General features: G+C 36.7%; 21 protein-coding genes and 1 riboswitch. Of the genes, 7 read left to right on the top strand and 14 right to left on the bottom strand.

Annotation, left to right across the window (positions count from 1 at the left end):
• Nucleotides 1-261 precede the first annotated feature (261 nt).
• Nucleotides 262-1,110, top strand: a complete 849-nt coding sequence (locus MKY13_RS19720) for a DegV family protein (protein WP_339214559.1) — start codon at nucleotides 262-264, stop codon at nucleotides 1,108-1,110.
• A 52-nt stretch (nucleotides 1,111-1,162) separates the two neighbouring features.
• On the opposite strand, the gene MKY13_RS19725 is transcribed toward MKY13_RS19720, so the two are convergent.
• Entirely contained in the window at nucleotides 1,163-1,411 is a 249-nt protein-coding gene (locus tag MKY13_RS19725; RefSeq protein ID WP_191701101.1) for a hypothetical protein, read from the bottom strand.
• A 102-nt stretch (nucleotides 1,412-1,513) separates the two neighbouring features.
• Between MKY13_RS19725 and MKY13_RS19730 the strand changes: the two genes are divergently transcribed.
• The gene (locus MKY13_RS19730) at nucleotides 1,514-2,257 is read left to right on the top strand and encodes a DUF2268 domain-containing putative Zn-dependent protease (RefSeq protein ID WP_339214562.1); all 744 of its coding nucleotides are present in this window, start codon (nucleotides 1,514-1,516) and stop codon (nucleotides 2,255-2,257) included.
• A gap of 29 nt (nucleotides 2,258-2,286) precedes the next feature.
• On the opposite strand, the gene MKY13_RS19735 is transcribed toward MKY13_RS19730, so the two are convergent.
• The 8 genes from MKY13_RS19735 to MKY13_RS19770 form a co-directional block, all read right to left on the bottom strand.
• Nucleotides 2,287-2,928, bottom strand: coding sequence for a peptidylprolyl isomerase (locus MKY13_RS19735; RefSeq protein ID WP_339214563.1), 642 nt, complete (start codon nucleotides 2,926-2,928; stop codon nucleotides 2,287-2,289).
• Between the two features lie 148 nt (nucleotides 2,929-3,076).
• Nucleotides 3,077-4,216 carry a zinc-dependent alcohol dehydrogenase gene (locus tag MKY13_RS19740; RefSeq protein ID WP_339214565.1) on the bottom strand — a complete coding sequence of 380 codons (1,140 nt, stop codon included), beginning with the start codon at nucleotides 4,214-4,216 and terminating at the stop codon, nucleotides 3,077-3,079.
• 136 nt (nucleotides 4,217-4,352) lie between these two features.
• Nucleotides 4,353-4,811, bottom strand: a complete 459-nt coding sequence (locus MKY13_RS19745) for an isoprenylcysteine carboxylmethyltransferase family protein (RefSeq protein WP_339214567.1) — start codon at nucleotides 4,809-4,811, stop codon at nucleotides 4,353-4,355.
• Nucleotides 4,812-4,893: 82 nt separating this feature from the next.
• Nucleotides 4,894-5,976: a 3-oxoacyl-[acyl-carrier-protein] synthase III C-terminal domain-containing protein gene (locus tag MKY13_RS19750; protein WP_339216976.1), complete on the bottom strand. Its 1,083-nt coding sequence runs from the start codon at nucleotides 5,974-5,976 to the stop codon at nucleotides 4,894-4,896.
• Between the two features lie 188 nt (nucleotides 5,977-6,164).
• Nucleotides 6,165-6,500, bottom strand: coding sequence for a CotD family spore coat protein (locus MKY13_RS19755; protein ID WP_225231330.1), 336 nt, complete (start codon nucleotides 6,498-6,500; stop codon nucleotides 6,165-6,167).
• Nucleotides 6,501-6,647: 147 nt separating this feature from the next.
• Entirely contained in the window at nucleotides 6,648-7,382 is a 735-nt protein-coding gene (locus MKY13_RS19760) for an HAD-IIB family hydrolase (protein WP_339214570.1), read from the bottom strand.
• Complete coding sequence (locus MKY13_RS19765) at nucleotides 7,348-8,559, bottom strand: glycosyltransferase (RefSeq protein WP_339214572.1); 1,212 nt, start codon at nucleotides 8,557-8,559, stop codon at nucleotides 7,348-7,350. Before MKY13_RS19765 ends, MKY13_RS19760 begins: the two co-directional genes overlap by 35 nt.
• Nucleotides 8,560-9,046: 487 nt before the next feature.
• Nucleotides 9,047-9,469, bottom strand: coding sequence for an organic hydroperoxide resistance protein (locus MKY13_RS19770; RefSeq protein WP_191701094.1), 423 nt, complete (start codon nucleotides 9,467-9,469; stop codon nucleotides 9,047-9,049).
• Between the two features lie 191 nt (nucleotides 9,470-9,660).
• Here MKY13_RS19770 and MKY13_RS19775 point away from each other — a divergent pair, with 191 nt between their 5' ends.
• Nucleotides 9,661-10,242: a hypothetical protein gene (locus MKY13_RS19775; RefSeq protein ID WP_191701093.1), complete on the top strand. Its 582-nt coding sequence runs from the start codon at nucleotides 9,661-9,663 to the stop codon at nucleotides 10,240-10,242.
• Between the two features lie 127 nt (nucleotides 10,243-10,369).
• Here the strand turns inward: MKY13_RS19775 and queE are convergent, their stop codons facing one another.
• The 3 genes from queE to MKY13_RS19790 form a co-directional block, all read right to left on the bottom strand.
• Nucleotides 10,370-11,098 (bottom strand): 7-carboxy-7-deazaguanine synthase QueE, encoded by a 729-nt coding sequence (gene queE, locus MKY13_RS19780; RefSeq protein ID WP_339214574.1) that lies wholly within the window; start codon nucleotides 11,096-11,098, stop codon nucleotides 10,370-10,372.
• Nucleotides 11,091-11,564, bottom strand: coding sequence for a 6-carboxytetrahydropterin synthase QueD (queD, locus tag MKY13_RS19785; RefSeq protein WP_191701091.1), 474 nt, complete (start codon nucleotides 11,562-11,564; stop codon nucleotides 11,091-11,093). The genes queE and queD overlap by 8 nt, the downstream gene beginning before the upstream one ends.
• Nucleotides 11,565-11,689: 125 nt before the next feature.
• Nucleotides 11,690-11,736, bottom strand: a riboswitch (PreQ1 riboswitch).
• A 295-nt stretch (nucleotides 11,737-12,031) separates the two neighbouring features.
• Nucleotides 12,032-13,876: a helix-turn-helix domain-containing protein gene (locus MKY13_RS19790; RefSeq protein ID WP_191701090.1), complete on the bottom strand. Its 1,845-nt coding sequence runs from the start codon at nucleotides 13,874-13,876 to the stop codon at nucleotides 12,032-12,034.
• 143 nt (nucleotides 13,877-14,019) lie between these two features.
• On the opposite strand from MKY13_RS19790, the gene MKY13_RS19795 reads away from it, so the two are divergent.
• The 4 genes from MKY13_RS19795 to MKY13_RS19810 all read left to right on the top strand — a co-directional run bounded on the left by MKY13_RS19795 (nucleotide 14,020) and on the right by MKY13_RS19810 (nucleotide 21,016).
• Nucleotides 14,020-14,730 (top strand): DUF5058 family protein, encoded by a 711-nt coding sequence (locus MKY13_RS19795; RefSeq protein ID WP_191701089.1) that lies wholly within the window; start codon nucleotides 14,020-14,022, stop codon nucleotides 14,728-14,730.
• 18 nt (nucleotides 14,731-14,748) lie between these two features.
• Nucleotides 14,749-15,453, top strand: coding sequence for a small-conductance mechanosensitive channel (locus MKY13_RS19800; RefSeq protein WP_191701186.1), 705 nt, complete (start codon nucleotides 14,749-14,751; stop codon nucleotides 15,451-15,453).
• Nucleotides 15,450-16,640 (top strand): amidohydrolase, encoded by a 1,191-nt coding sequence (locus MKY13_RS19805; protein ID WP_191701088.1) that lies wholly within the window; start codon nucleotides 15,450-15,452, stop codon nucleotides 16,638-16,640. Before MKY13_RS19800 ends, MKY13_RS19805 begins: the two co-directional genes overlap by 4 nt.
• 593 nt (nucleotides 16,641-17,233) lie before the next feature.
• The gene (locus MKY13_RS19810) at nucleotides 17,234-21,016 is read left to right on the top strand and encodes a S8 family serine peptidase (RefSeq protein WP_339214576.1); all 3,783 of its coding nucleotides are present in this window, start codon (nucleotides 17,234-17,236) and stop codon (nucleotides 21,014-21,016) included.
• A 61-nt stretch (nucleotides 21,017-21,077) separates the two neighbouring features.
• On the opposite strand, the gene MKY13_RS19815 is transcribed toward MKY13_RS19810, so the two are convergent.
• Together MKY13_RS19815 and MKY13_RS19820 are read right to left on the bottom strand one after the other, a co-directional pair.
• Entirely contained in the window at nucleotides 21,078-22,352 is a 1,275-nt protein-coding gene (locus MKY13_RS19815; RefSeq protein ID WP_339214578.1) for an OFA family MFS transporter, read from the bottom strand.
• A 323-nt stretch (nucleotides 22,353-22,675) separates the two neighbouring features.
• Nucleotides 22,676-23,419: a DUF4230 domain-containing protein gene (locus tag MKY13_RS19820; RefSeq protein WP_339214580.1), complete on the bottom strand. Its 744-nt coding sequence runs from the start codon at nucleotides 23,417-23,419 to the stop codon at nucleotides 22,676-22,678.
• Nucleotides 23,420-23,449 lie beyond the last annotated feature (30 nt).

The raw sequence follows: 23,449 nt of genomic DNA on the forward strand, positions 1-23,449 counted from the left end.
ATTATTTTTATTTTCTAACAATTACAGAGTATTTTTTTCAATATTTTTAAGTTATATTTATTAAGAATGTTCTTTTCCTTCTATTATATACTAGCGAAGCTTGGATAAATTATTAGAATATTTTGTAAGAATGTTAATCATCATTCTTTGCATATAATAGAGAAATAGGATAAATATTATGAGCAAGACATGACAAATATAAATAGTTCAATCCAGAAATTCAAGTTAAAATTAAATTTGAATGAGATTAGGGGGATGTTTATGAAAATTTTTGCAGATAGTGGATCGGACTTATCTAAATCATTTTTTGATAAGGAAGATGTTCATCTTTTCCCACTACGTGTATTAGTAAGAGGCGTTGAGTACGATGATATTATTGGCATTTCGACAGACCAAGTATACGCTGCCATTAGTGAAGGTGAACAACCAAAAACATCACAAGTTTCATTGGAAGTTTTTTTAAACACATTTGAACAATTAGCAAAATCAGGAGAGGAAGGTATCTATTTAGCCTTCTCATCAGAGTTGTCAGGTACATGCCAAACCGCTATACTCGCAAAAAACCAAGTACTAGAAAATTATCCTAACTTGAAATTAGCTATTATTGATACAAAGTGTGCTTCCTTCGGCTTAGGTTTAGTTGTGAAAGAGGCAGTTCGATTAAATAAATTGGGTATCGGATTTGAAGAAGCGGTAGATCAACTAACAGCTATGGCAAATTCAATGGAGCATTTGTTTACTGTTGGGGATTTAAATTATTTGGCAAAAGGTGGGCGTGTTTCGAAATCAAGTGCTTTTATGGGTGGGTTACTAAACATCAAACCGATTCTAAATATGGAAGATGGTAAGCTAATCCCGCTTGAAAAAACACGTGGATTTAAAAAAGCTACACAACGAATGATTGCACTGATGAAAGATCGCGGTGGCGACTTTACAAATAAAGTCGTTGGTATTTCACATAGTAATGATGAAGAATTAATGCACGAAGTAAAGGCTGCCATTCAAGATGCCCTACAACCTAAGGCAATTGAAACGACAACAATCGGGGCTGTCATTGGGGCACATGTTGGGCGTGGCACTATCGCCATTTTCTTCACAAATAACAAATAAAATACTCAAAGAAAGCTGTCTGGAAGTTAATCCAAGACAGCTTTTTTTCATTCTATATGAAGAATAGTCCTGCTAATGCGATTCCAGTAATTGCTCCTAATGCAATACCATAGCCAAAGCCGGCACCAGGCCCAAAACCCCAAAATCCTATACCATACCCATTATTATCAGGCATAATCCAAACTTGTCGATTGTCGACCTTTGTAATCCGGCCAACATGAGTATTTCCGCAATTATCGGATATTCTCACCCGCTTACCTTGATATTGACAGCATAAATTATATGCATCTTGTGGATTCATCAGTGTACCTCCCTTCCATACTTTTTTCTACTATATGTTCAGGCTTTAAGCACATACGAGCCTATCGTCTAAGTCATACACTAAAAGAAAAAGGAGGACATCATGCCAATTCTCGATACAAAAATGTTATTTGAAAAAAACGATCAACGCGAACAACTTGCCTATCACTCTGTACAGTCTATTTTTCCTCAGCAACCACCCGAGGCTGTTCAATTTGAGTTGTTACAACAAGGTCTTCTTCAAAATGGCGAATTGCCCTTAACATTAGATGTTTGGCACATCGCTGAGAGATTATTTGAACAACTTATGCTTGCATGGGATGGACCGGATGTACCCATTGCTATTTTGCCCATTAAAAATGGCTTTGTAAAAAATGGCGTCGCCTACCCATTCGGTATTTGTTTATTTATTTCTTCAAGGATTACGATAAAGGAGCTACATGCCTTACTTGCGCATGAATATCACCACATTTGTAGGCGACGCTTCATTTCAGAACCTCCTACATTACTTGATTCTGTAATTATGGAAGGGTTAGCGGAGCATGCAGTTGAAAGCTTATTTGGGGAGTACGCTATAAGTTCATGGACGAAGCGTTATTCTATGGAAGAAGCCATTAGCTATTGGAATTCCCACTTTGCCCCTGCCCTGCATATACGGGGGTTACATGAACATAGAGCTTATTTGTTTGGAGATATTGCTTTAAACCTACCACCTTGGATTGGCTACTGTATAGGTTATCGAATTGTAGAAGCCTTTCAAGAAAACGAGGGATTTCATGATATCAATCAACTATTAATATTACCTTCTGAATACTTAATAGCTGCCGCAAAATTTAAAAAGAAGTGACCGACTAAAATTAACCGGTCACTTCTTTCCTATTTTTGTACAACTGGCTCGGGATAATCAAAGCCTTTCGTATCTACTTCTACAGTTTTCATTATTTGATCTTCTTTAGGTTTATCGCTACCATCTCGCTCAACTGCAACGATTTTATCGACAACTTCCATCCCTTCAATGACTTTACCAAAAGATGCATAATCGCCATCTAAATGAGTTGCCGCCTCAACCATAATAAAGAACTGAGAACCTGCTGAATCCGGCTGTTGTGTACGAGCCATTGATAAAACACCACGCTCATGTGTCAGTGTATTTTCAAATCCATTTGATGAAAATTCCCCTTTAATTGAATAGTCGGGGCCTCCCATACCTGTTCCGTCTGGGTCTCCACCTTGTACCATAAATCCTGGAATGACCCGATGAAAAATAAGTCCATCATAAAATCCTTCTTCTACAAGAGAAATAAAGTTAGCCACAGTATTTGGTGCAGTTTTCGGCTCTAATTCAATAACGATTTTCTCATCATTTTCCATCGTAATTGTCACAATTGGATTTTCTGTTATAGCAGCTGTGTAGTCTTCCGCGCTTCCTTGCTCGGTATTATCTGTTGTTTCAGTACCACATGCAGCTAACCCTAGCATTAAAATGGCCATAAAAAACATCCAATAAAATTTCTTCATTAACATATTCACTCCTTTTCCAACATAATCCCATCATACTATGGAAGCATGAAAAAGAGCATCAATTCGTCTATAGTTTTTATATAAAAATCACCTAATCATTGCTATAGCAACAATTAGGTGATTCATCAATTAGAGAGCTCTTTATTTAAGGTTTTAATATAAACTTAATGCTTTGATCTTCGTGATCGTGGAACTTTTGATAGGCTTCACTTGCTTCAGATAATGGCACTTTATGCGTAATAATCTCTGTTGGATCAATCTTTCCTTCGGCAACCATTTCATACAGCATAGGACTATAATGAATTGCAGGTGCTTGACCCATTTTCACCGTTACATTGCGCTCAAATATATTGCCTAATGGGAACATGTTGTACTTTGAACCATATACACCTGTAAGCTGAATTGTACCAAACTTTCTAACAGCTTTTATCCCTACATCAATCGCACTCAATGTTCCGCCTTGCAATTTCAGTTTTTGCTGTGCCTTCTCTACAAGCGACATTTTACCGTCCATCCCTACACAGTCAATTACTACATCTGCTCCTCCATGTGTAATTTCATGAAGGTGATTTCCTACATCGTCAAAATCATCAAAGTTAAATATTTCAACATTATTTGTTCGTTTTGCATGGTCTAGACGATATGAAAGAGGATCTACTACTAATACACGTTTAGCACCTTTCATCCACGCAAATTTTTGTACCATTAATCCAATCGGTCCTGATCCTAATACAATAACTGTATCGCCCTTTTTCACTCCTGCATGCTCTACACTCCAATAGGCAGTCGGCAATACATCCGATATAAACAGTAATGCCTCATCTTCTAGTTCACAGTTGTCTGGTACTTTAAATGGTATGAAGTTTCCGTACGGTACACGGAGGTATTCCGCCTGTCCACCTGGGAAATTGCCGTAGCGCTCTGTATAGCCAAAATAGGCACCCGAATCAATAGCTGGATTTTCATTGGCATTGTCACATTGGCTTTCCAACTGATTTTGGCAGTAGAAGCATTCACCGCATGCAACATTAAAAGGAATAACAACTCGGTCTCCTTTTTTTACTTTCGTCACATCAGGTCCGACTTCTTCCACGATTCCCATCGGTTCATGTCCAATAACAAAATCTTCTCTCGTTGGGATTGCCCCACGATAAATATGGAGATCTGATCCGCATATTGCCGTAGAGGTAATACGTACAATAATGTCATCTGGCTTTTCAATTTTTGCATCAGGAACTTCTTTTACTTCTACTTTTTTGGCACCTTGGTACGTTACTGCTTTCAAAAAGACCCCTCCTGTTGGATAAAGTATTAGATTTGAACTTCAACAAAGTCAATCTGTAAGTTATTTACCCTGATGTCAAAAAATTATACATAAAATAAAAAAAACACTAATTCAATGAAGAATTAGTGCGTGATTGTTACCGATTTTTTAAATTTTGGTTTAATGGTGAACCATAGTCTGTTACTTCTTTTAAAGCTTTTTCCTCTAAAGGAATACGGATGGAGAGAATAATCAAATTTAAAATAGTAAAGCAGATTGCTGTAAAATATGCTTGGAACATGAGTGGAATTACAGCGATTTCCAAACAGACAACTAAGTAATTTGGATGTCTAATATATGAATAGGGACCTTTAACAACAACATTGGCTCCAGGTAAGATTATAATTTTTGTATTCCAAAATGGACCTAGTGACGCTAAACACCATACTCTTAGTAATTGTAGTAACAAAAAGATGAACAATAAAATATAATGTGGTGTAAGTTGTCCTGTAAAGTAGATTACCTCTACTATAAGGCTTACAAAGAAACTCACGTGGAGTAAAATCATGAATGGATAATGGGAAGCACCAACCTCATATGCCCCCTTCGCCAACATAGATTTCTCATTTCTTTTGGCTATAAGCAGTTCGACTAATCTTTGTATAATAATAAAAGCTAGTACTAAATAAAAAAACAGTTTACTCCCTCCATTCTAATAAAACTACTTCTCCACTAAAGCCGGGACCTAGAGCTACTAAGAGACCCAGTGTGTTTTGCTTATTTTTCTTTAACATATATTCCTCTAATACATAAAGTACCGTTGGTGATGACATGTTTCCATTAGCCTGTAATATTTCACGTGAAACATTTGTATGCTCTGATGTGAGCTGAAGTGCCTCTTCATATGCTTGCAAAACTTTTTTTCCACCAGGATGTGCAACAAAATTATCGATTTGCTCGGGTAAAACGTCATGCTTATTTAAAAACTCATGAATAAACGGACCTAGCCATTTTGAAATAATCACGGGTATGTTTTTGGAAAATACTACATGTAATCCACTATTTTTAACATCCCAACCCATTACATCTTCAGAATCCGGCATCCATTTGGAGCCTCGTCCAATAATATGAGGGACTGATATATCCTGACCAAACTCTACATTGTCCCCACATACGAGAGCACAAGCAGCACCATCTGCAAATAACGATGCTCCTACTAAATTACTTTTTGAATAGTCTTCCTTTTGGAACGTGAGGCTGCATAGTTCCACACAAACTACGAGCACTTTTGCATCTGGATAAGCTTTGCAGTAATCAAACGCTCTACTAATTCCCGATGCTCCACCAGCACAACCTAATCCCCATATTGGGATTCTAACAAGCTGATTTGAAAATGGAAGGATATTCATTACTCGCGCCTCTATACTTGGCGTAGAAATGCCTGTACTACTAATAAAGAATATGGCATCGATATCTTCAGTAGAAATATCCTCTTTTAAAAACGATCGATTTGTTAAACATTTCTTAATTACTTCCACACTATATTCTGTAGCTAACTGAATATAAAGCTCATTACGTTCTTCAAAAGTATGTTCTTCTCGATACCAATCTGGTGGAACACAGAAATTACGTGTCTTTATTTCACCATTTTCAAAAACCTTTAATAAACGATCTAGTCTTGAAATCTTATGTTGAAAAAGCTCTTTCGTTAGTTGCTCAATATTAGATTGAGCTAACGTGAATGGCGGTTTATATGAACTAACTGAAGCGATTTTTGGAATAATAATTTCTCCTTATATGAGTTATTTTCTTTCAATGTATTTATAAAGTAAATAAAATATACAAAATATGGTGGAATTTATAAAACTGAAAATAATAGCACTATCCTCTATTTGGACGGTGCTATTATATATTTTTCAATAAACATTAAATGTCTTATACGACGTTTACTTTTGGAGTGAAGTTTGAATTACCAACCTCTACGTTTTGAACAGCCGCATCCGCCCGGTCTAAATGGTGTTCCACACATTGTATGTGTTTCATAGCATTCATGTCTTACGGATTCCGTATGTGGGAAATAATGCTGATTATTAATGTATTGTTGGTTAACCGTTGTTAAATGAGATGGATGAACATGTGGCACCACCATATTCGTTACATTTCTTTGAACATAATGTCTTGTAGGTGACATTTGCGGTGATCCAAATTGAGTAGGAGCTGTTTGGACCGGTAGTTGTTGCCCAAAACCTTGGAACGCTTGAACGCTTTCATCATCAAATGATTCAAACCAGTTTCTATTAACCAATTATATCCTCCTTCCATAATGTTGATGTTTCTTTACTAACGTATGAAAGGATTCAATTGAGACCTATTTAATTGCCTATAGTTCAAAATAATTTTTTAATGAAAGAAACTACTAACAGCTCTAACTGCTTGTCACCTATTATTTAATCTACTGAGATAATGGACCGTATATTTTAGTCCATACTTCCTTAATGCCAGCTGCTGCATGTTCAGTAGCAAAATGGATATGCTGTGATTCTGGCAGCTTTAAAATAGCGTCACAAGCATTTCCAACTGCAATGGCTGGATAGCCGAGTTTGAATAAACTGAGATCATTTTCGGAATCACCAGCTACAACAACCTTTCCATCATATTGGCACTTTTTAAGTATATATGTGAGGGCAGACCCTTTATTAATATTAGCAGGAAGTATATCTACGTCTTTGTCACTGCTAAACACAATATCCACTGCCAAATTAAGCTGTTGGACTGTTTTTTTAAGTATTTGAACTTGCTTACTCTCTGCAAAATAAGCAAGACGCCATGGGGTATTTATAGGCTGCCGTGCAATTCCAATAGATGTGGCTATTGTTTTAACCTGTTCAAAATCATTTTGCTTAATATTGCGTGCCCAATCTTCGTCAAGCTCATATGTTGGACCAACATAAATAGAAGCACCGACATCGCATATTAAAATATCCGGTTTCGGCAGTTGTTCACGCTCAATTAAATCCATCGCGGACTGCTTATATCTTCCTGTAATATATATAAGAGATGTATTTTCCAGTGCTAACGTTTCCCAAAGATCTTTGTGGGATACCTTTTCACTAACAATTGTATTATCTAAATCTGTAGCTAAAATACGAGGTTTAAGGTAGGGATACGTAGGCATTTTTACGTTCATACAGCTCCTTTACTTTGCGGGAAATAAGCGTCCAGTTAAATTCTCTTTTTGCATATTCCTTAGCATCACGACGCATTTTTAATACTTGCTGAGAATTCTTTAAGAAATAGACCATGCTTTCACTTAACTTTTGCATATTGGCTTTTGGAATATGGAATCCTGTTACGCCTGATTTAACAACGTCTTTTAATCCACCCACATGTGTCGCAATTACCGGACAACCACATGCCTGAGCTTCTGCTGCTACCATTCCAAAAGATTCATAATGAGATGGCATAATCGTAACTAATGCACCTGCATAAAGACTTTTTAACTGTTTCTCGGTTTTTGGGCCGAGGAATAGCACGCGATCTTCCATTCCTTTTATTGCTTCTTTTAGCTTTTCACTTTTTGGACTAAAATTATTTAAATCAACCGATTCTGGACAGCCCCCTGCAATAAGTAGCTTCACATTATCTGGTACATCGTTCTTTTTTAACATATGTCGGTATGCATTTAAAAGATCAAAAATTCCTTTTGATGTTTCAAGACGCCCCGCATAAAAATAATATGGAAATGTAAATTGTTTCGTATCTTCTGATGCCGCTAAATAAACCGGTGATACTCCCACCGGCACAACAGATACTTCGCTTACATGTTTTGTGAAAACTTCAATTTGTTTTTTCTCGTTTGGAGTTGTAGCGAGGACAACATCGGCTTTTTGCATAATTATCTTTTCAAAATGCTTGCGCTTTTGATCAATAAATCCTGTACCTTGCTCTTTTGCAATTGCAAGTGAATGATTTGTGTGGCACCAGTAGAAAGAATATTCTTTTTGGAGATAATATGCGAGTACACCGGATAACCAGTAATGAGTATGAACAACGTCATAGCTGCTTAAATCTAATGTCTCTTTCATTTCTTCATAAATGCTAGGCAGTATAGCAAACATCTGCTGCTTATCAACAAAGCCTTTTTGACCTCCAGCAAATCTGTACACTTTACTACGCTCTCCCAGCTGTTCAACAGCCGGCTTTTGTTCATTGCTCCAATGGGTAACAATATCTACACTGTACCCAAGCTCATCAAGCTGCAATGCTAAATGTTTCACATAATTATTCTGTCCGCCTGCCTGTTTACTTCCAAGCGGAATTAAAGGATCGCCATGATCAGAAATAAATAGTATTTTTTGCTTCAAATGAATCGCATCCTTTCGTTCTTAAGCAGCAAATCCGAGCTGTAATACTTTACTGCTGTCTTGCTGTTATTCAATGAAATGACGGTTACTTTCATAAGAATACTGTTTTTAGCTAGGCTGATTTCCATTCTTTAAGCTTCGCTTGATTCCTACTTTTGTACAAAAGTATCCTAACCCTATCTAGCAAGTACTCTAATAGAATATGTTTTACGTTTAACCGTTTTTTCCACACCTAAAAAAGCGCCCCTCTATTTATTAGGAACATTTGTCAGAAATTTAGAGTCAATTATCCTATTCCCTAAATTACACAGCATTAAACTAAATATTCACATAAAATTATTAAAAGCGTAAATTTGATCTTAAAAATCATTAAGTAATAGGGTAAGGAGAACCGATTATTTAGAGAATTTTTTTAAGAAAAGTAAAAGGATTTTAGAATTAAAAAAAGCTATTCTGAGCATAGCTTTAACAGAATAGCTAACTAATTTTAAATAACTTCCAGCGTTACCTCAATATTCTTTCTAGTGGCTTTTGAATAAGGACATACTTCATGTGCTTTATATACAAGCTCTTCTAATTTTTCACGCTCAATACCTGTCCCTTTTACTTGTAAAACAACGCCAAGTTTAAAACCTTGATCCTGTTCGTCCTTTAACAGACTAACATTAGCTGTCACTTCAGAGGTAAACTTGATACGGGCTTTACTTGCTGTTGATTGGAGAGCACTATCAAAACAAGCGGCATACCCAGCGGCAAATAATTGTTCCGGATTTGTTGCATTTTCAATCTTCTTTGCACGTGGTGTACCTGGCATCGCTGTATCGAAATGGATTACTCCATCTTCAGATTGTACTTTCCCTTCTCTACCCCCTGATGCAGTAGCAGTAGAAGTAAATAATTTTTCAGACATTACACTTCAACACCTCTCCATTATGATTACAACGTATCTCTACCCTCTTTTTCTTTTTTCATGCATTTATTATTTCTTTTATTTATGGATTGTTGAATCAGGAGTGATTAAAAGAGAGCGCTTGCTTATGTTTTGGAAAATTAGTGAGGGGTAACAACATATAAGTATTTATAGGGAGGGTATAGAATATTATGTTCGGAATATCTGACCTTATCTCACTTATCATTTCTGCATTTATTATATTGCCTGTTGTTGTATTTCTTCGGGAAATGGGCTATATAATTGTAAGTTGGCTTTTTGGTGTAAAAGAACCAAGATTAACAATCGGATCTGGACCAAGATTTATGAAACTTGGGATGTTCGATATTCGTAAAAACTATCATATTTATAGTTGGTTTTCGTATGATGAGTTGAAATATGAAAGCAAGTTTTCCTATATTTGTATTTATTCAGGTCCTATACTAATTAATCTCTTCTTAGGTCTTACAATCAACTTTTTAATTGCCAATGGCTGGGCAGAAGAATACAAAACATTTTGGGATCGCTTTGTTTTTTATGCCTTTTATTATGTACTATTTGATATAGTCCCAATGGTTACGTTTAACGGCAAGCCTAATAACGGTATGATTATTTATCAAATGATTAGGTATGGGAAACGTATCGATTCAAGTAAAGAACCCTTTCTTCCAGCAACTTCAGATGTAGAGAAAGAATATCAAGAGTATATGAAGAAATATGAGGAAAGTAAAAAACAAGAAAAAGAAAAACCGTGACTACAGGAATATTAGAAGAGCCACGACACATAAAAAAATGCAGCTAAAGAAAAGACCCTCAAAATCATCATTTAATTATGATTAATTTATAGCAATAAGAGCTCGGTATGATCGAGCTCTTTTTTTGCTAGACACCTCTTTTATTTCCCCAGATAAGTGTATGCAGCTGGGGTAATACCTTCACATTTTTTAATTCTGTATCCATCATTACTTTATCGATTAACTGTTCGTATTTTTCCAATAAATGCTCAACCAATTCTGATGTATTATTAGATGTAATATCATCATTTCCAACCTGAAGATAAAAAGGAGTACTCGGAAATTGAAGGTGTACTTGTTTAGCATAGGCATAATCTTCTTCATTAAAGACCACAATTTTAAGAGAGATACTCTGATTGTTGCTTCTATCTCTAAGCTTTTCCAAAATATAAGAGAGCATAGAAAAGTCGGTCTTCATGCCGGAACTAGGGGGCTTAGGTGAAATTGTTAATTCATCTACTTCATACAACCAATCTTGCCACTTGCTTCCCTGTGTCTCAACGCCAATCTTTATATTATTCTCTTTTAAAACTTTAACAAGCGATTCCAGATTGCGCAGAAGTGCAGGGTTTCCTCCTGAAATTGTGACAAATGAAAAGCCATTTCCCCCAAGGCGTTTTAACTCTGACCAAATCTCTTCTGCTGTCATTTGAACAATAAGGTGTTTGCCACTGCCATCCCATGTAAAAGATGAGTCACACCAGGAACAAGAATAATCACAGCCAGCTGTGCGTACAAACATAGTCTTCTGACCAACCACCATTCCTTCTCCTTGTATCGTCGGACCAAAAATCTCTAAAACCGGTACTTTACTCAATTTCCATCCACTCCCTTCTTGCTTCGGCATAGCTTGTTGGAGTTTCATATAGCTTAATAAATTCTACTCGTGCCCCTTGAAGTCGATGTTCATCAAGCAAGGCTTCATTCAACTTTTCAAAAATCCAGACAACAATATTTTCTGCAGTCGTATTCATCGGTGGCAGAGTCTCATTTAAATAGTGGTGATCTAAATAAATCTCTATTTTTTGTTTCCAAATCTCCTTGATGTCACCAAAATCAATTACAATTCCTCGTTCATCGGTATAACCACTCAATCCTAAGACTGCGCGATACGTATGACCATGTAAGTTTTTACATTTGCCCTCATAGTTGTGTAAATGGTGAGCAGCATCAAACGTAAATTCTTTGCTAATGAGAACACGTTTTGAATGATATTTTAATTGATTGCTCTGGATATCTTCATCAATTTTTTGTAGCTTCTCAACAATTCTAAAATTAGTCATGTAATAAAAACTCCTCCCTGAAAATCTTCCCGACACATTTCAAGAGAGGCACTATGATTCATTCTATTAAAACATATGTAAAAACAGAAAAAGCCACGTCCTTTATGGACATGGCAAGTTGTCATGTTTCCATAGTTTTTTATAGAGGGTATAAGCTATGAACCTCTCCCGTTCAATTCCGGGCATTCTTTTATAAGGACATTCTATATAAAGTATTAGGAAATTTCAAATTTATTATTCCATAAAAAACATTAAATAGTATTTTAAAACCATACTTACCAATAATTTATTTTACTTTTAAAGGTGTTAGCATATCTTTACTGAATTATTAATATTGTAAAAATTGCAGGATACTTTATTGAGGAAGGTAGCGATTTATGGAGACATTTCAAACTTTTCTAAATGATTTCAATAACCAAATGCAAGTATTGCATAATGCTGCGATAGAAGCAGCCCCTCTGTTTTTATCAAAAATACTCCTCCTCTTCATTCCACTGAGTAACTTTTTTTCTATGCGTTAAATAATTCTCCTGCAAGTAACAAGATAGCTGTATTTTAAGGGTGTCCTCCTGTTTTTGCAGCGAGATATTTAAAATTTGTTCAATACGATTCAAGCGCTGGTAAAGAGTATTCGCATGAATATGCAAATGCTGCGCAGTTTGCTGAATAGAACGGTTAAATTTGAAATAAGCTAATAATGTTTCGTAGAGGTGATTTTTATTTGCTTGAGCAAGTAACTCACCGATTTGATCTTGAATGAAATTTGCCAAGTCACGCGGTGGAACTTGTAAGATCAACTGGTTAAGACCTATTTTCTCATAGCTCGTAACCGTCCATTCATCGCGTACACGTAAAAAGCGCAATGTTTGAAGCGCTTCCTCATAAAAAGCAGTAATGTTATAAAGTGATTTATGTTGTTTACTGATTGCACTCCGAAAAAGTGGTTTATGTTGTATTTGCCACTTTCTTTGAAGCAACTGTAATGTTTCATTTAACGAGGTAAGTGTTGCTGATAAAGGACTCCCAATTAAAAAAGTTATTTTATTTTTTTCATAAAAAATTAATGTACGTTCACTTGAAAATTGTTCTTTTAGCAAAGATATAAACTGTTTTAAGGATTGCTCAATTGACAGCATGTTTGCTTTCTGTTGAAATTCGAAAATACATAAACGGTAATAGTCTTGGACATCTAAATCTAGATGATATGCCGTAGAGGCAACTGATTTTTGATTCGGTGCATCTATAAATTGTTGAAATGTTTCATGGATGCGTTTGTTATGAAGCTCTTGGACATTTTTGTTACGTAATATTTGTAGTATTAAAATATTTGCCCCCTGCTCCAATGTTTGTTGATCTTTGTAGGAGATGCTTCCTTTCTGTTCAATTATCATACTCCCTAAACAAATGTCTAAATTATAGAGCGGATAAATTATATAGCTTCGTTTGTTTTTTAGCCTGTACTCAAAAGGTTTTAGCTTTAAAAATAACTGTTTCTTTATTTTTGATTTAGTGTGGTAAGGAATAGAGAAGCTGTCCTCCAAAAATACATCATCAGAGGCATCATAAAAGCCAATCGGTAGTTGGGTTAATTTTTGTAGCTCTTTTAAAATGACCGATATTGGTTCATTTTGTAAAAGCAATTGATTTAAGGAAGCATGTACATCATAGCGTTGTTTAAGAAGGGTATGTTTTGTCTCTAATGCTAGGGATAATTCATGCGCTTCTTTTACTTTTTCAATCATCTTTTCATAATACTGAGCTTTTTGAATTGCTACCCCTACCTGATCTGCAAATGCTTGAAAAAATAATAGATCTTCTTGTGTGAGATCTCTTTTCTTTTGAAGTTGGTGAATAATCATGACACCAATTGGCTTAACATCAACAGTTATCGGTACACAAAGTGCTGCCTGCGGAACATGTTCACTCTTTAAAATTGTCCGTAAATTATGGGGGCTTACATTTTGATGATACATAGCAGCCATGATTTCTTCATTACTGTTAAAAAACTCACCCATTCCTGTCGCAAATACGCGACCAGTGATGGCTTCATTTGGCTTTGTTTGAAATTGTTCAATTGATGGCGGGAAATGGATATAAGTTTTTGGAATGAGGCATTGTTTATGATTATCAAAAAGCATCAAATAGCCTGCATCCGCTTCAGGAACAACATTAAGTGCATAGCGCATGATTGTATGTAATACTTCATCGATTTGAAGCTTAGAAGTAATCGTACGAATACTTTCTACGAGGATAGATAACTGTTTATTGGAAAGTGTTAATTGACGCAAAATTGTTTCTTGTCCATCTGACATAGACATTTCCCCTCCCCTATAAATATATTGAATATTCTATATTTTCAATTTCAAATATAGAGGATTACACATTGTTTAGCAATAAGAAAACAAAGTATAGTATTGAAAACTGAATTGTTAGTCAATTAAAAGGGCGGGTTTTTATGTACTTAGCATCAGAAATTATGGGTCACCCGATTTTATGGCTTTTGGCATTAATCGTTGTAATAATCGTGATTTTCCAAGCCATTGTATTTATACGTATTTCGAAACGAGTTGCCCCAGAAGTCGGTTTAACTAACCAGGAAGTAACTTCAATTATTCGAACAGGTGCAATTAGTTCGCTAGGGCCGTCGTTTGCCATAATTATCGTTGCCATTTCTTTAATTACTTTAATTGGTGAACCTACGACAATGATGCGAATCGGTATTGTTGGATCAGCACCAATTGAAACAGTGGGAGCAAGTCTAGGAGCAGAAGCAGCTGGTGAAGAGTTAGGTGATAAAAGCTTCTCAGCACAAGCCTTTACAGCAGCTGTTTGGACAATGTGTTTAGGTGGCATGGGCTGGTTGCTTGTTACAGCATTATTCACAAAATCACTTGGCCGACTTCAAAATAAATTAACGAGCGGTGGTGGTAATCGAGCAAAATGGCTAAGTGTCGTTTCTACTGCAGCGATGATCGGCGCTTTCGGTTATTTTGGTGGTGGTCAAATTGCAAAAGGGATGAATGAAACGATTATTTTCTTTATTGCTTTAATTATAATGCCGGTGATTATGTGGGCAGCCCAACGTTTCAATCAAAATTGGCTGCGAGAGTGGTCGCTAGGATTGGTTATTTTAATCGGTATGGGCGTCGGTTATTTCTTAATTTAAATGAAGGAGATGATTAAAATGGTTGTTTTAGAGCGTCATACAACACCTACAGTTTCAAAAAGCGAGGAAAATTTTACAACGTTTCATAGTCAAGCACATTTCTGGGGTCGCCTTACGATTTGGGCTGTCATCATTTGTACGATTGCCGTTCCCCTCTATTTATCATTTGGTTTAGGGTATCATCCTGGTTGGTCCGTCATCTTAACAGGATTTTTAAGTTATGGGGCTGTTGTAGCCATCGTATGGTTTGTTGAGCCAATTAGCTATTACCCTATTTTAGGAGTATCTGGAACATATTTAGCTTTTCTAACAGGTAACATCGGTAATATGTGCTTACCGAGCGCTTCTATTGCACAGACTATCGTGAAAGCAGAGCCAGGTACACGCAAAGGTGAAGTAACAGCAACGTTAGCGATTTCTGCCGCTTCCATTGTGAATACAACAATGCTTATTGCGGTTATATTAGGTGGTTCTTACTTAATTAATGCGCTGCCAGAGGCAATTCGCGACTCCTTCAACTTTGTATTGCCGGCTATATTTGGGGGAGTACTTGCACAGTTTGCCTTAAAAAAACCTGTTTGGGGGATTGGAGCAATTGGGTTAGGAATTTTTGCTGCACTTGGCCCTGTTCCACCATCATTCCAAACATTTATTTGTATTACAGGAACAGTAATCTTTGCCGTTATTCTTGAAAAAATGAAAGCAGGTGGACAAGCATCATGACGATAAAACAACAGTTAATGGATATGTTGACAGCACGGAATGATGAGATGATTGCGATCCGTCGTCATCTACATGAAAACCCGGAGCTATCCTTCGAAGAACAGCAAACAGCACAGTATATCGCGGATTTCTATGAAAATAAAGGTGTAACAATTCATCGCAATGTCGGCAATGGCTACGGAATCATAGTAGAAATTCAAGGTCGCCATCCCGGTCCTGTCATCGGAATCCGTGCAGATTTTGATGCTTTGCCAATTGAAGAAGAAACAGATGTACCGTTTAAATCGAAAAACCCCGGTGTCATGCATGCTTGCGGTCATGATGGACATACCGCGTATTTGCTCATTTTAGCGGACTGTCTCATCCAATTAAAAGATGAATTGCAAGGAACAGTTAAAATTATTCATCAGCATGCAGAGGAAAAGCCTCCTGGTGGTGCTAAAAGTATGATGGCTTCAGGTTTGCTGGATGATTGTGAAGTCATTGTCGGGGCGCACTTATTCCCAACATTTAAAGTGGGTCACATTGGGTACCGAGCTGGCGCCGCAATGGCCGGTCGCTCATTTTTCAAGTTGGTTGTTCATGGGACTGGAGGGCATGGTTCTTCCCCCCACTTAGCTAATGATGCAATTGTTGCAGCCTCAAATTTTGTAACGACCGTACAAACAGTTATTAGTAGACGGTTAAACCCGTATGATATGGGTGTCGTTACAATCGGCTCCTTTGATGGGAAAGGTACATTTAACGTTATTAAAGATGCCGTAACCCTTGAAGGTGATGTGCGTTATATGAATGACGATGTTCAAACTACAATTGAACAGGAAATTAAGCGTTTAGCAAATGGTTTAGAAGTGCAGTTTGGTGTTACTTGTGCACTCACTTATGAAAAGGATTATCCACCTTTAGTAAACGATGAAGATCTGACTAGCTTTGTCGTCAAAACATTAAAAGCTTCGGAACAGGAAGAAATCATCTCTATTGAAGAAGCACCTTTATTTTCAGGCTCTGAGGATTTTGCCTATTATGCACTTGCAAAGCCGTCCACTTTTTATTATATTGGCTGCCAACCGACGTATTTAGATGTCCCTTATATGAATCACCATCCAAAGTTTGATATTGATGAACGTGCATTATTAGTTGCAGCCAAAGCTGGCGCTGAAGTGATTGCTACATATTGCTTAAAATAAAATAAGAATCCTACCTATTAAATGAGCCTGGGACAAAACGAAAAATATCCATTTTCCTAAAGAGAAAATGGATATTTTTCTGCTTCTCCCAGAATTGATTTCCGTTACGGGGACGCTTTCCGGGGGCACGGCCTTACACGATCGTCTCAGGCGTCGGTGCTCCTGCGGTTACTCGTCGCAAAATAAATTTTGCTTTTCCCCAAGAGTCGCCCCTTCACTCCAATCAATTCATATAATATCAATTCTTAATAAGAGTATTTCCCTTTCACAAAGAAATTTCTACTTATGTCCCAGCCTCATTTTAAAAACTAAAACTATATTTATATAAACTGGTAAGGGTGAATTTAACAAGATTGCAATTCGTTCTGCTTACATAAGACTTAGTAATTTAAGAGAGTATACTTTAAAAGTTCTAGTTTCACATTAATTTTATAGGTAGATAGATTTAACATATTTTTGAATATCTGATACTAATTATCAATATTTTAGAATATTTAAAAATTTCGATATTCGAATTGGTTTCCCTGTGATAAATTGGAAATGTCATACTAAACTGAAAAGTATGAAAATTAAAGGTGAAGGGGAAATGAGATTTGAGTAAGTTTAAGTTTACGAAGTTCTTTAGTAGTGTTCTAGCCTTCGTTATGGTGCTTTCTTTATTGTTGCCATTCTCGAGTGTGAATGCTGAAGAACTAAAATCATTCAAGCAGAATAATCAAAGTGAAAGCACGATTCAACTAAAGGCGGCTATTGCTGAACAGCTAAGCTTGTCTAAAGATGGTCCAACTCTTCACGAAAGCTTACAAAATGTATCGGGCAATCAGGATATTGCAGTTATTGTTCATTTATCTGAAAAGCCTGTTGCACTAGAGCAAGGGATGAGCCAAGTTAAAGGCAAAAAATTCTCCAATGCTAGAGCAAATGAAGTTCGTTCAAATGTAAAAGCCCAGCAAGCAAAAGTTAAAAAAGAGTTAGCTGTCAAAAACGTACAGATGACTCAAGGGTATACGTTTGATACGGTTTTAAACGGTTTCGCAGCAACTATTAAAGCAAATGATCTTCCGAAACTGCTTTCAGTAGACGGGATCACACTAATTGAGCCTGATGCGACGGTTTATGCATCAGAAGATCAAAACATGAAATCATCGGAGCTTATTAAGGAAGAAACATTAGAAGCTTATATGAATACAAGTAATTCCTTCCTTGGCATCGAACAGCTATGGAACGAAGGTATAGAAGGACAAGGAGTTAAAGTAGCAGTACTAGATACGGGTATTGATGCAGATCACCCGGAATTTGCCGGAATTTATAAAGGTGGTAAAAACTTTATTCCTCACTCTTCAACTTACAATAAACCTCGTGCAGATGACGATGCGTCGGAAACTTTACCTTCAGAGCGCCCAGCTGGGACACCTGAATTTAATGCAAACGGTAGTTCATTCTATACTTCTCACGGTACACATGTTGCCGGGACAATTGCAGCAATCGGAGCTAACGAGTTTGGCATCAAAGGAATTGCTCCAAAAATAGACCTTTATGCTTATCGAGTTCTTGGAGCATATGGTAGTGGTTCTACATCAGGTATTGTAAAAGCTATCGAAACTGCCGTTTTAGAAGAAATGGATATTATCAATCTTTCACTTGGTGGCGGAGCTAACTCTGAAACCGATGCTGGTTCATTCGCGATTAACAACGCAATGATAGCGGGAACAATCGGAGTCATTGCAACAGGTAACTCTGGTCCAAATCGTGGAACAATGGGAACACCAGCAACTGCTCGTTTAGGGATTGCTGTTGGTAACACAACAAATCCAGAAAAAATGTATAACGGAGAAGTTAATATCACAGTTGGTGATTACAAATTAACAAAACAGCTTCCATTAATGGGAACAACTTTTGGCAAAGATTTAGCAACACAGCTTCCAGGTGAATTCGACTTAGTTGCGATTCCAGGAAACGGAGAAGTTAAAGATTTTGAAGGAATTGATGTAGAAGGTAAAGTAGCCTTAATTTCTCGAGGCAATATTGCATTCGTTGATAAAATTGCAAATGCAAAGGCCAATGGTGCCGTTGCAACAATTATTCATAACTTTGCCGGTGGATCGAATGCACCAGACATTTCAGGAACTTTCCTTGGTGATTCATTTGAGTTCCTTCCAACATTTGATATGTCCGTAACGGATGGTGCTGCAATCCGCGCTGCATTAGCTGGCGGAATTGGAAAAGTAAGCTTTGGAAAATTTGCTTCCACAACGACAGCTGGAGATGATGTAAACTCTTCAAGTTCCCGTGGGCCATCTACTCCAAACTTTGACATTAAACCAGATGTAACGGCGCCTGGAACAAATATTATGTCAACAATTCCTATGTACAAAGCAGACTTCCCTGATGCAGATTATACGGAAGCTTATGCTCGTAAAACAGGAACTTCTATGGCAACACCGCACATTGCAGGTATTGCTGCATTAGTGAAGCAAGCAAATCCGAATTGGAGCGCTTTTGATGTAAAAGTAGCGCTTTCCAATACAGCAAAAGTTTTAGATAAAGCAAAATATGATGTGTTTTCTCAAGGTGCGGGGCGTGTAAATGCTTATGCAGCGGCTCATCCAGAAATTCTTGCATATGCACTTGATGAAGCTATTTTAGATGGTACAGGTGCTGTTGTTGAAAATCTGAAAGGTACTGTTACTTTCGGTCCTCAATCACTAAAAGATGGCAATATTTCTGTAACGAAACAAGTTTTAGTAAAAGATATTAAAGGTAATGGCGGTAATTATAATGTTTCCGTTGATGTAACGAAAACTTTCGGTGATGCAACGATTACAGTAGATCAGCCGACATTTAATTTAGCTGGTGAGCAGCTTTTAAATATAACCTTAACTGCTTCTCAAGCTGTGGCACCAAATGGCTCTGAAATCTTAGGTTTTATCCACATTAACGGTGGCGCTACAGAAGCTTCATTGCCATTCGCGGCTGACTTCGGTAGTGCAGCAACAACAGAAATTAAAGATTTTAAAATTACGGAAACAGACTTATCATTTAACGGTGATGGTGTGAAAGACTCAGCGGTACTTTCATTCACATTAACTGGAGATGTAACAACGAACTATATTGAGCTTTGGGATATTATGAATCCGGAAGGCGGAGAATATGGAGATGGGTATATTGGTTATCTTCATTCAGGTACTTCACTTGGAAAAGGTTCATATACACTGAATGTTGGCGGTCAGTATAAGCCATGGGGCAGTGCACCTGCAACAACGATTCCAGATGGTCTATATACAATTGATTTCACAGGTCTTGCCGCTACAGGAGTAGTTTCGGATTATGTTGGACCAATTGTCGTGAAAACAACTAAACCGGAAATTACAGGTACAGTAGCTGAAGGTATCGTTACAGGACAAGTAACAGATAAGTATATTGTCTATAATGAAGAATTATATTTATACGGTTTAGATTACAATTTAAATGATAAATTAAAAGCTTCATATGTTGCGACTGTAAAGGGTGAAGTACAAGCTCCGGTTGCTTTCAACTTAAATCAAGACGGTAGCTTCACATTCCCGGTAACAGCAGACACGAACGCTGTAACAGTGGTAATTAATGATGCTGCGGGAAATGTTGGCGAAGCGATTATCTTTGAAAATGAAATCGTTGAACCGGTAAAAACACTTTCTGTTAACCCTACTGAACTAAGCTTAACAGCTGGCGAAACGGCACAGCTTGCAGTAACAGAAACATCAACACCTGCTGAAGGTGATGCAACAGAAGAAGATGTAACCTCAAAAGCTACTTATGTTGTTGCAGATGAAAATGTAGCAACAGTAGTCAATGGATTAGTAACTGCAGTAGGAGAAGGTACGACAACAATTACTGTTGCATACGGTGAAAACGAAGTAACTGTAAATGTTACAGTTACAGCACCTGTTGTAGAGGTACCAGTCGTAACACTGGAAATTAACCAAACTCACGTTGAAACGAACATCGGTAAAGAAGTAAACGTTACGATTACTGAAGTAACTACTTTAAACGGTGAAACAACAGAAAAAGATGTTACAAAGCTAGCGAATTACAAAGTTCAAAATGACAAGATTGCTACTGTAAAAGCCGGTACTGTAAAAGGTAAAGGCCAAGGTACTACATCTGTTACAGTAACTTATGGTGAACATACACTGACATTCGATGTTACTGTTGTTAAGCCTGGTAACGGCAATGGCAATGGTAATGGTAATGGTAACGGCAACGGCAACGGTAACGGTAACGGTAACGGTAACGGTAACGGTAACGGCAATGGTAATGGTAACGGTAATGGTAACGGTAACGGTAACGGCAATGGTCCTAAGCACAATAATGAAGTTACCGAGTCTGAGCTATAATTAATTTTAGTTAAACAAAAAGAGAAATTGCACAGTGCAATTTCTCTTTTTACTTTTATATTTATCTTAAACCTACTACTATTTCTTCTTTCTTATTAAACTCATCATTTTCCAAGTTTACTTTTTCAGGCTTCACAACGAAAATACTAATTAAAGTCGCAAGCGTGAACAAAGCCATAATTACGTATAATACCATGTCATAGGATTGTGTCTTTACCAGAATAAATGCACTTAACTGGTTCCCTGACAATCCTGCAAATGCCCAAGCTGATAAAGCTAAGCCATGCACAGTTGAAATACTGTCTAAACCAAAGCGGTCGGATAACAGTGGTGGTAAAGATGAGAACCCACCACCGTAACCTGCATTTACAATACAAAGTAAAGCAATAATAAGAATTGCCATAGAATTATTAATGCCATCAAACACAACCGTACATAAAATTATGCCAATGGAAGAAATGAATATAATTTTATAGATGGAGTTACGATCTTTTAAACGATCCCCCCATGCAGAAAATGCAATTCGCCCACCTGCATTAAAAATAGCTGTTAATGAACTAACTAAACCAATTGCTCCAAATCCAATGAATGCTAATATCCCTTTTTCTTGTGAAATTAATGCTAAGCCACATGTAATATTAATATAGAACATCAACCAAATACCGATAAACGTTTTATTCGTTAATACTTTTTTATAGCTAAAGCTTTGCATTTGTATACTTTCCTCTTCGAATCCTGGTGGTTTCTTTAATATTAAGTGTCCAATAACCATCATTACTAAATAGATTCCAGCCAAAACGTAAAACATTGTATAGATATTTGTTGGATTCACTAAAATTCCTTCATTATTTCTTTCACCAAGTAACTTTTCCATTAACGGACTAGCAATGACTTTTGCTAAACCAAAGCCGGCAACAGCAAGACCCGTCGCTAAACCTTTTTGCTCTTTAAACCAAAGCATCAGTGTTTTTACTGGTGTTAAATACCCGATTCCAAGCCCAATCCCCATAATCACTCCATAAGAAATATAAATACCTAGTAACGACTTTTGATAAATAAAGAAACCTGTTGCTGCCATCCCCACAACAAAAAATATGGCCGCAAGCAATGACGACTTATGAATATCTTTTTCAACAAATTTCCCGCCAAAGGCCGCAGACATTCCCAGAACAAAAATGGCTATACTGAATGCCCATTCCACTTCACCGACAGAATTTCCAATGTAAGAGGCAATATCTGCCTTGAACAATGACCAACAGTAAACAGTACCGATACTACAGTGAATCAACAAAGCTGGAATTACAGCACGAATCCACTTATTTTCAAACTTTCCCACAATAAAACTCCTTCGTTATCCTATTAACCTAAAAACACGAACATTATAAACAAAATATTAAATTATTTTCGTTTTTTTAATTAAAAATATCGTTATTAATATTTATTTTCAGGTTTTATATTGGTTATTTACGAAAATTAATAAAATGATTATATAACATCTTTACAAATAAATGAATAGTAATTGTTATATTAAAATATTTTTTAAGAAAAATTAGAAAAGTTAGGCTAAATACATTTTTATATTCCAAAATAAAAAACAGCCTAATGAATATCATTAGACTGTTAGAAAAACTGGTTATTTTGATTTTAAAAATCACCATTTTATTTAAACGTTACTTTCACCGTATAGCCTAGGTTGCTAAAGAACCCCTTGAGAACTTTCTCCGCGCTTTTTTCTGCTGATTGTAATAAGCCTATTTCAATAGCCTTATCTTTAATATCTTTCTGAGCTATTGCTGCTAAGTCAAATCCTTCATTCCATTTCACTTCCCCACGGAATATTCCCTCGTCAGAAAAAGTTTTAACATGATCCATTTGGATTGCTGGATCATGTATAAGCGTTGCCTTTGGTAGAATAATTTCTAACTCTTTTTTATCATCATTCACCTTTATATCGTCTGAAGTGATACCTTTAAGATCTACTCCTGCAATAACTGTAGCAGGAACAATTAATAACAGCTCCCTCTTTGTACCTGGGAAATTAACTGCAATGTTATTACCGAACAGCTTATTGTCTGCTTCCTCAATAGTTACAGTTACATGGGCTTCAGCCGTTGCAAGCGTGGCTAATTCTTGGACTTGTTCTACAAATACAGTACTTTCGCTTTTAAATGTACTTCCAAAGTATAACCAAGCACCTCCAGATACGAGGCCGACGAGAAGCAATACTATTAAAATAAATTTTAATCCCCAAAATTTAAATAGCACCTTCAATAATGCTCCTGAAATATTGGTACTTCTCCTACTTTGTCCAACAACGGCAGTAGCTGCACTTTCTTCTTCGCCCTCTTTTAGTTCCTTTAATATCCGCTCAATTTGTGTTAATGCTTCGTCTTTTTTACTCATGTCATCCTCCCTATGATGTTTAATAGAATC

This window comes from Solibacillus sp. FSL W8-0372 (genome assembly GCF_037969735.1).
GTDB lineage: Bacteria > Bacillota > Bacilli > Bacillales_A > Planococcaceae > Solibacillus > Solibacillus faecavium.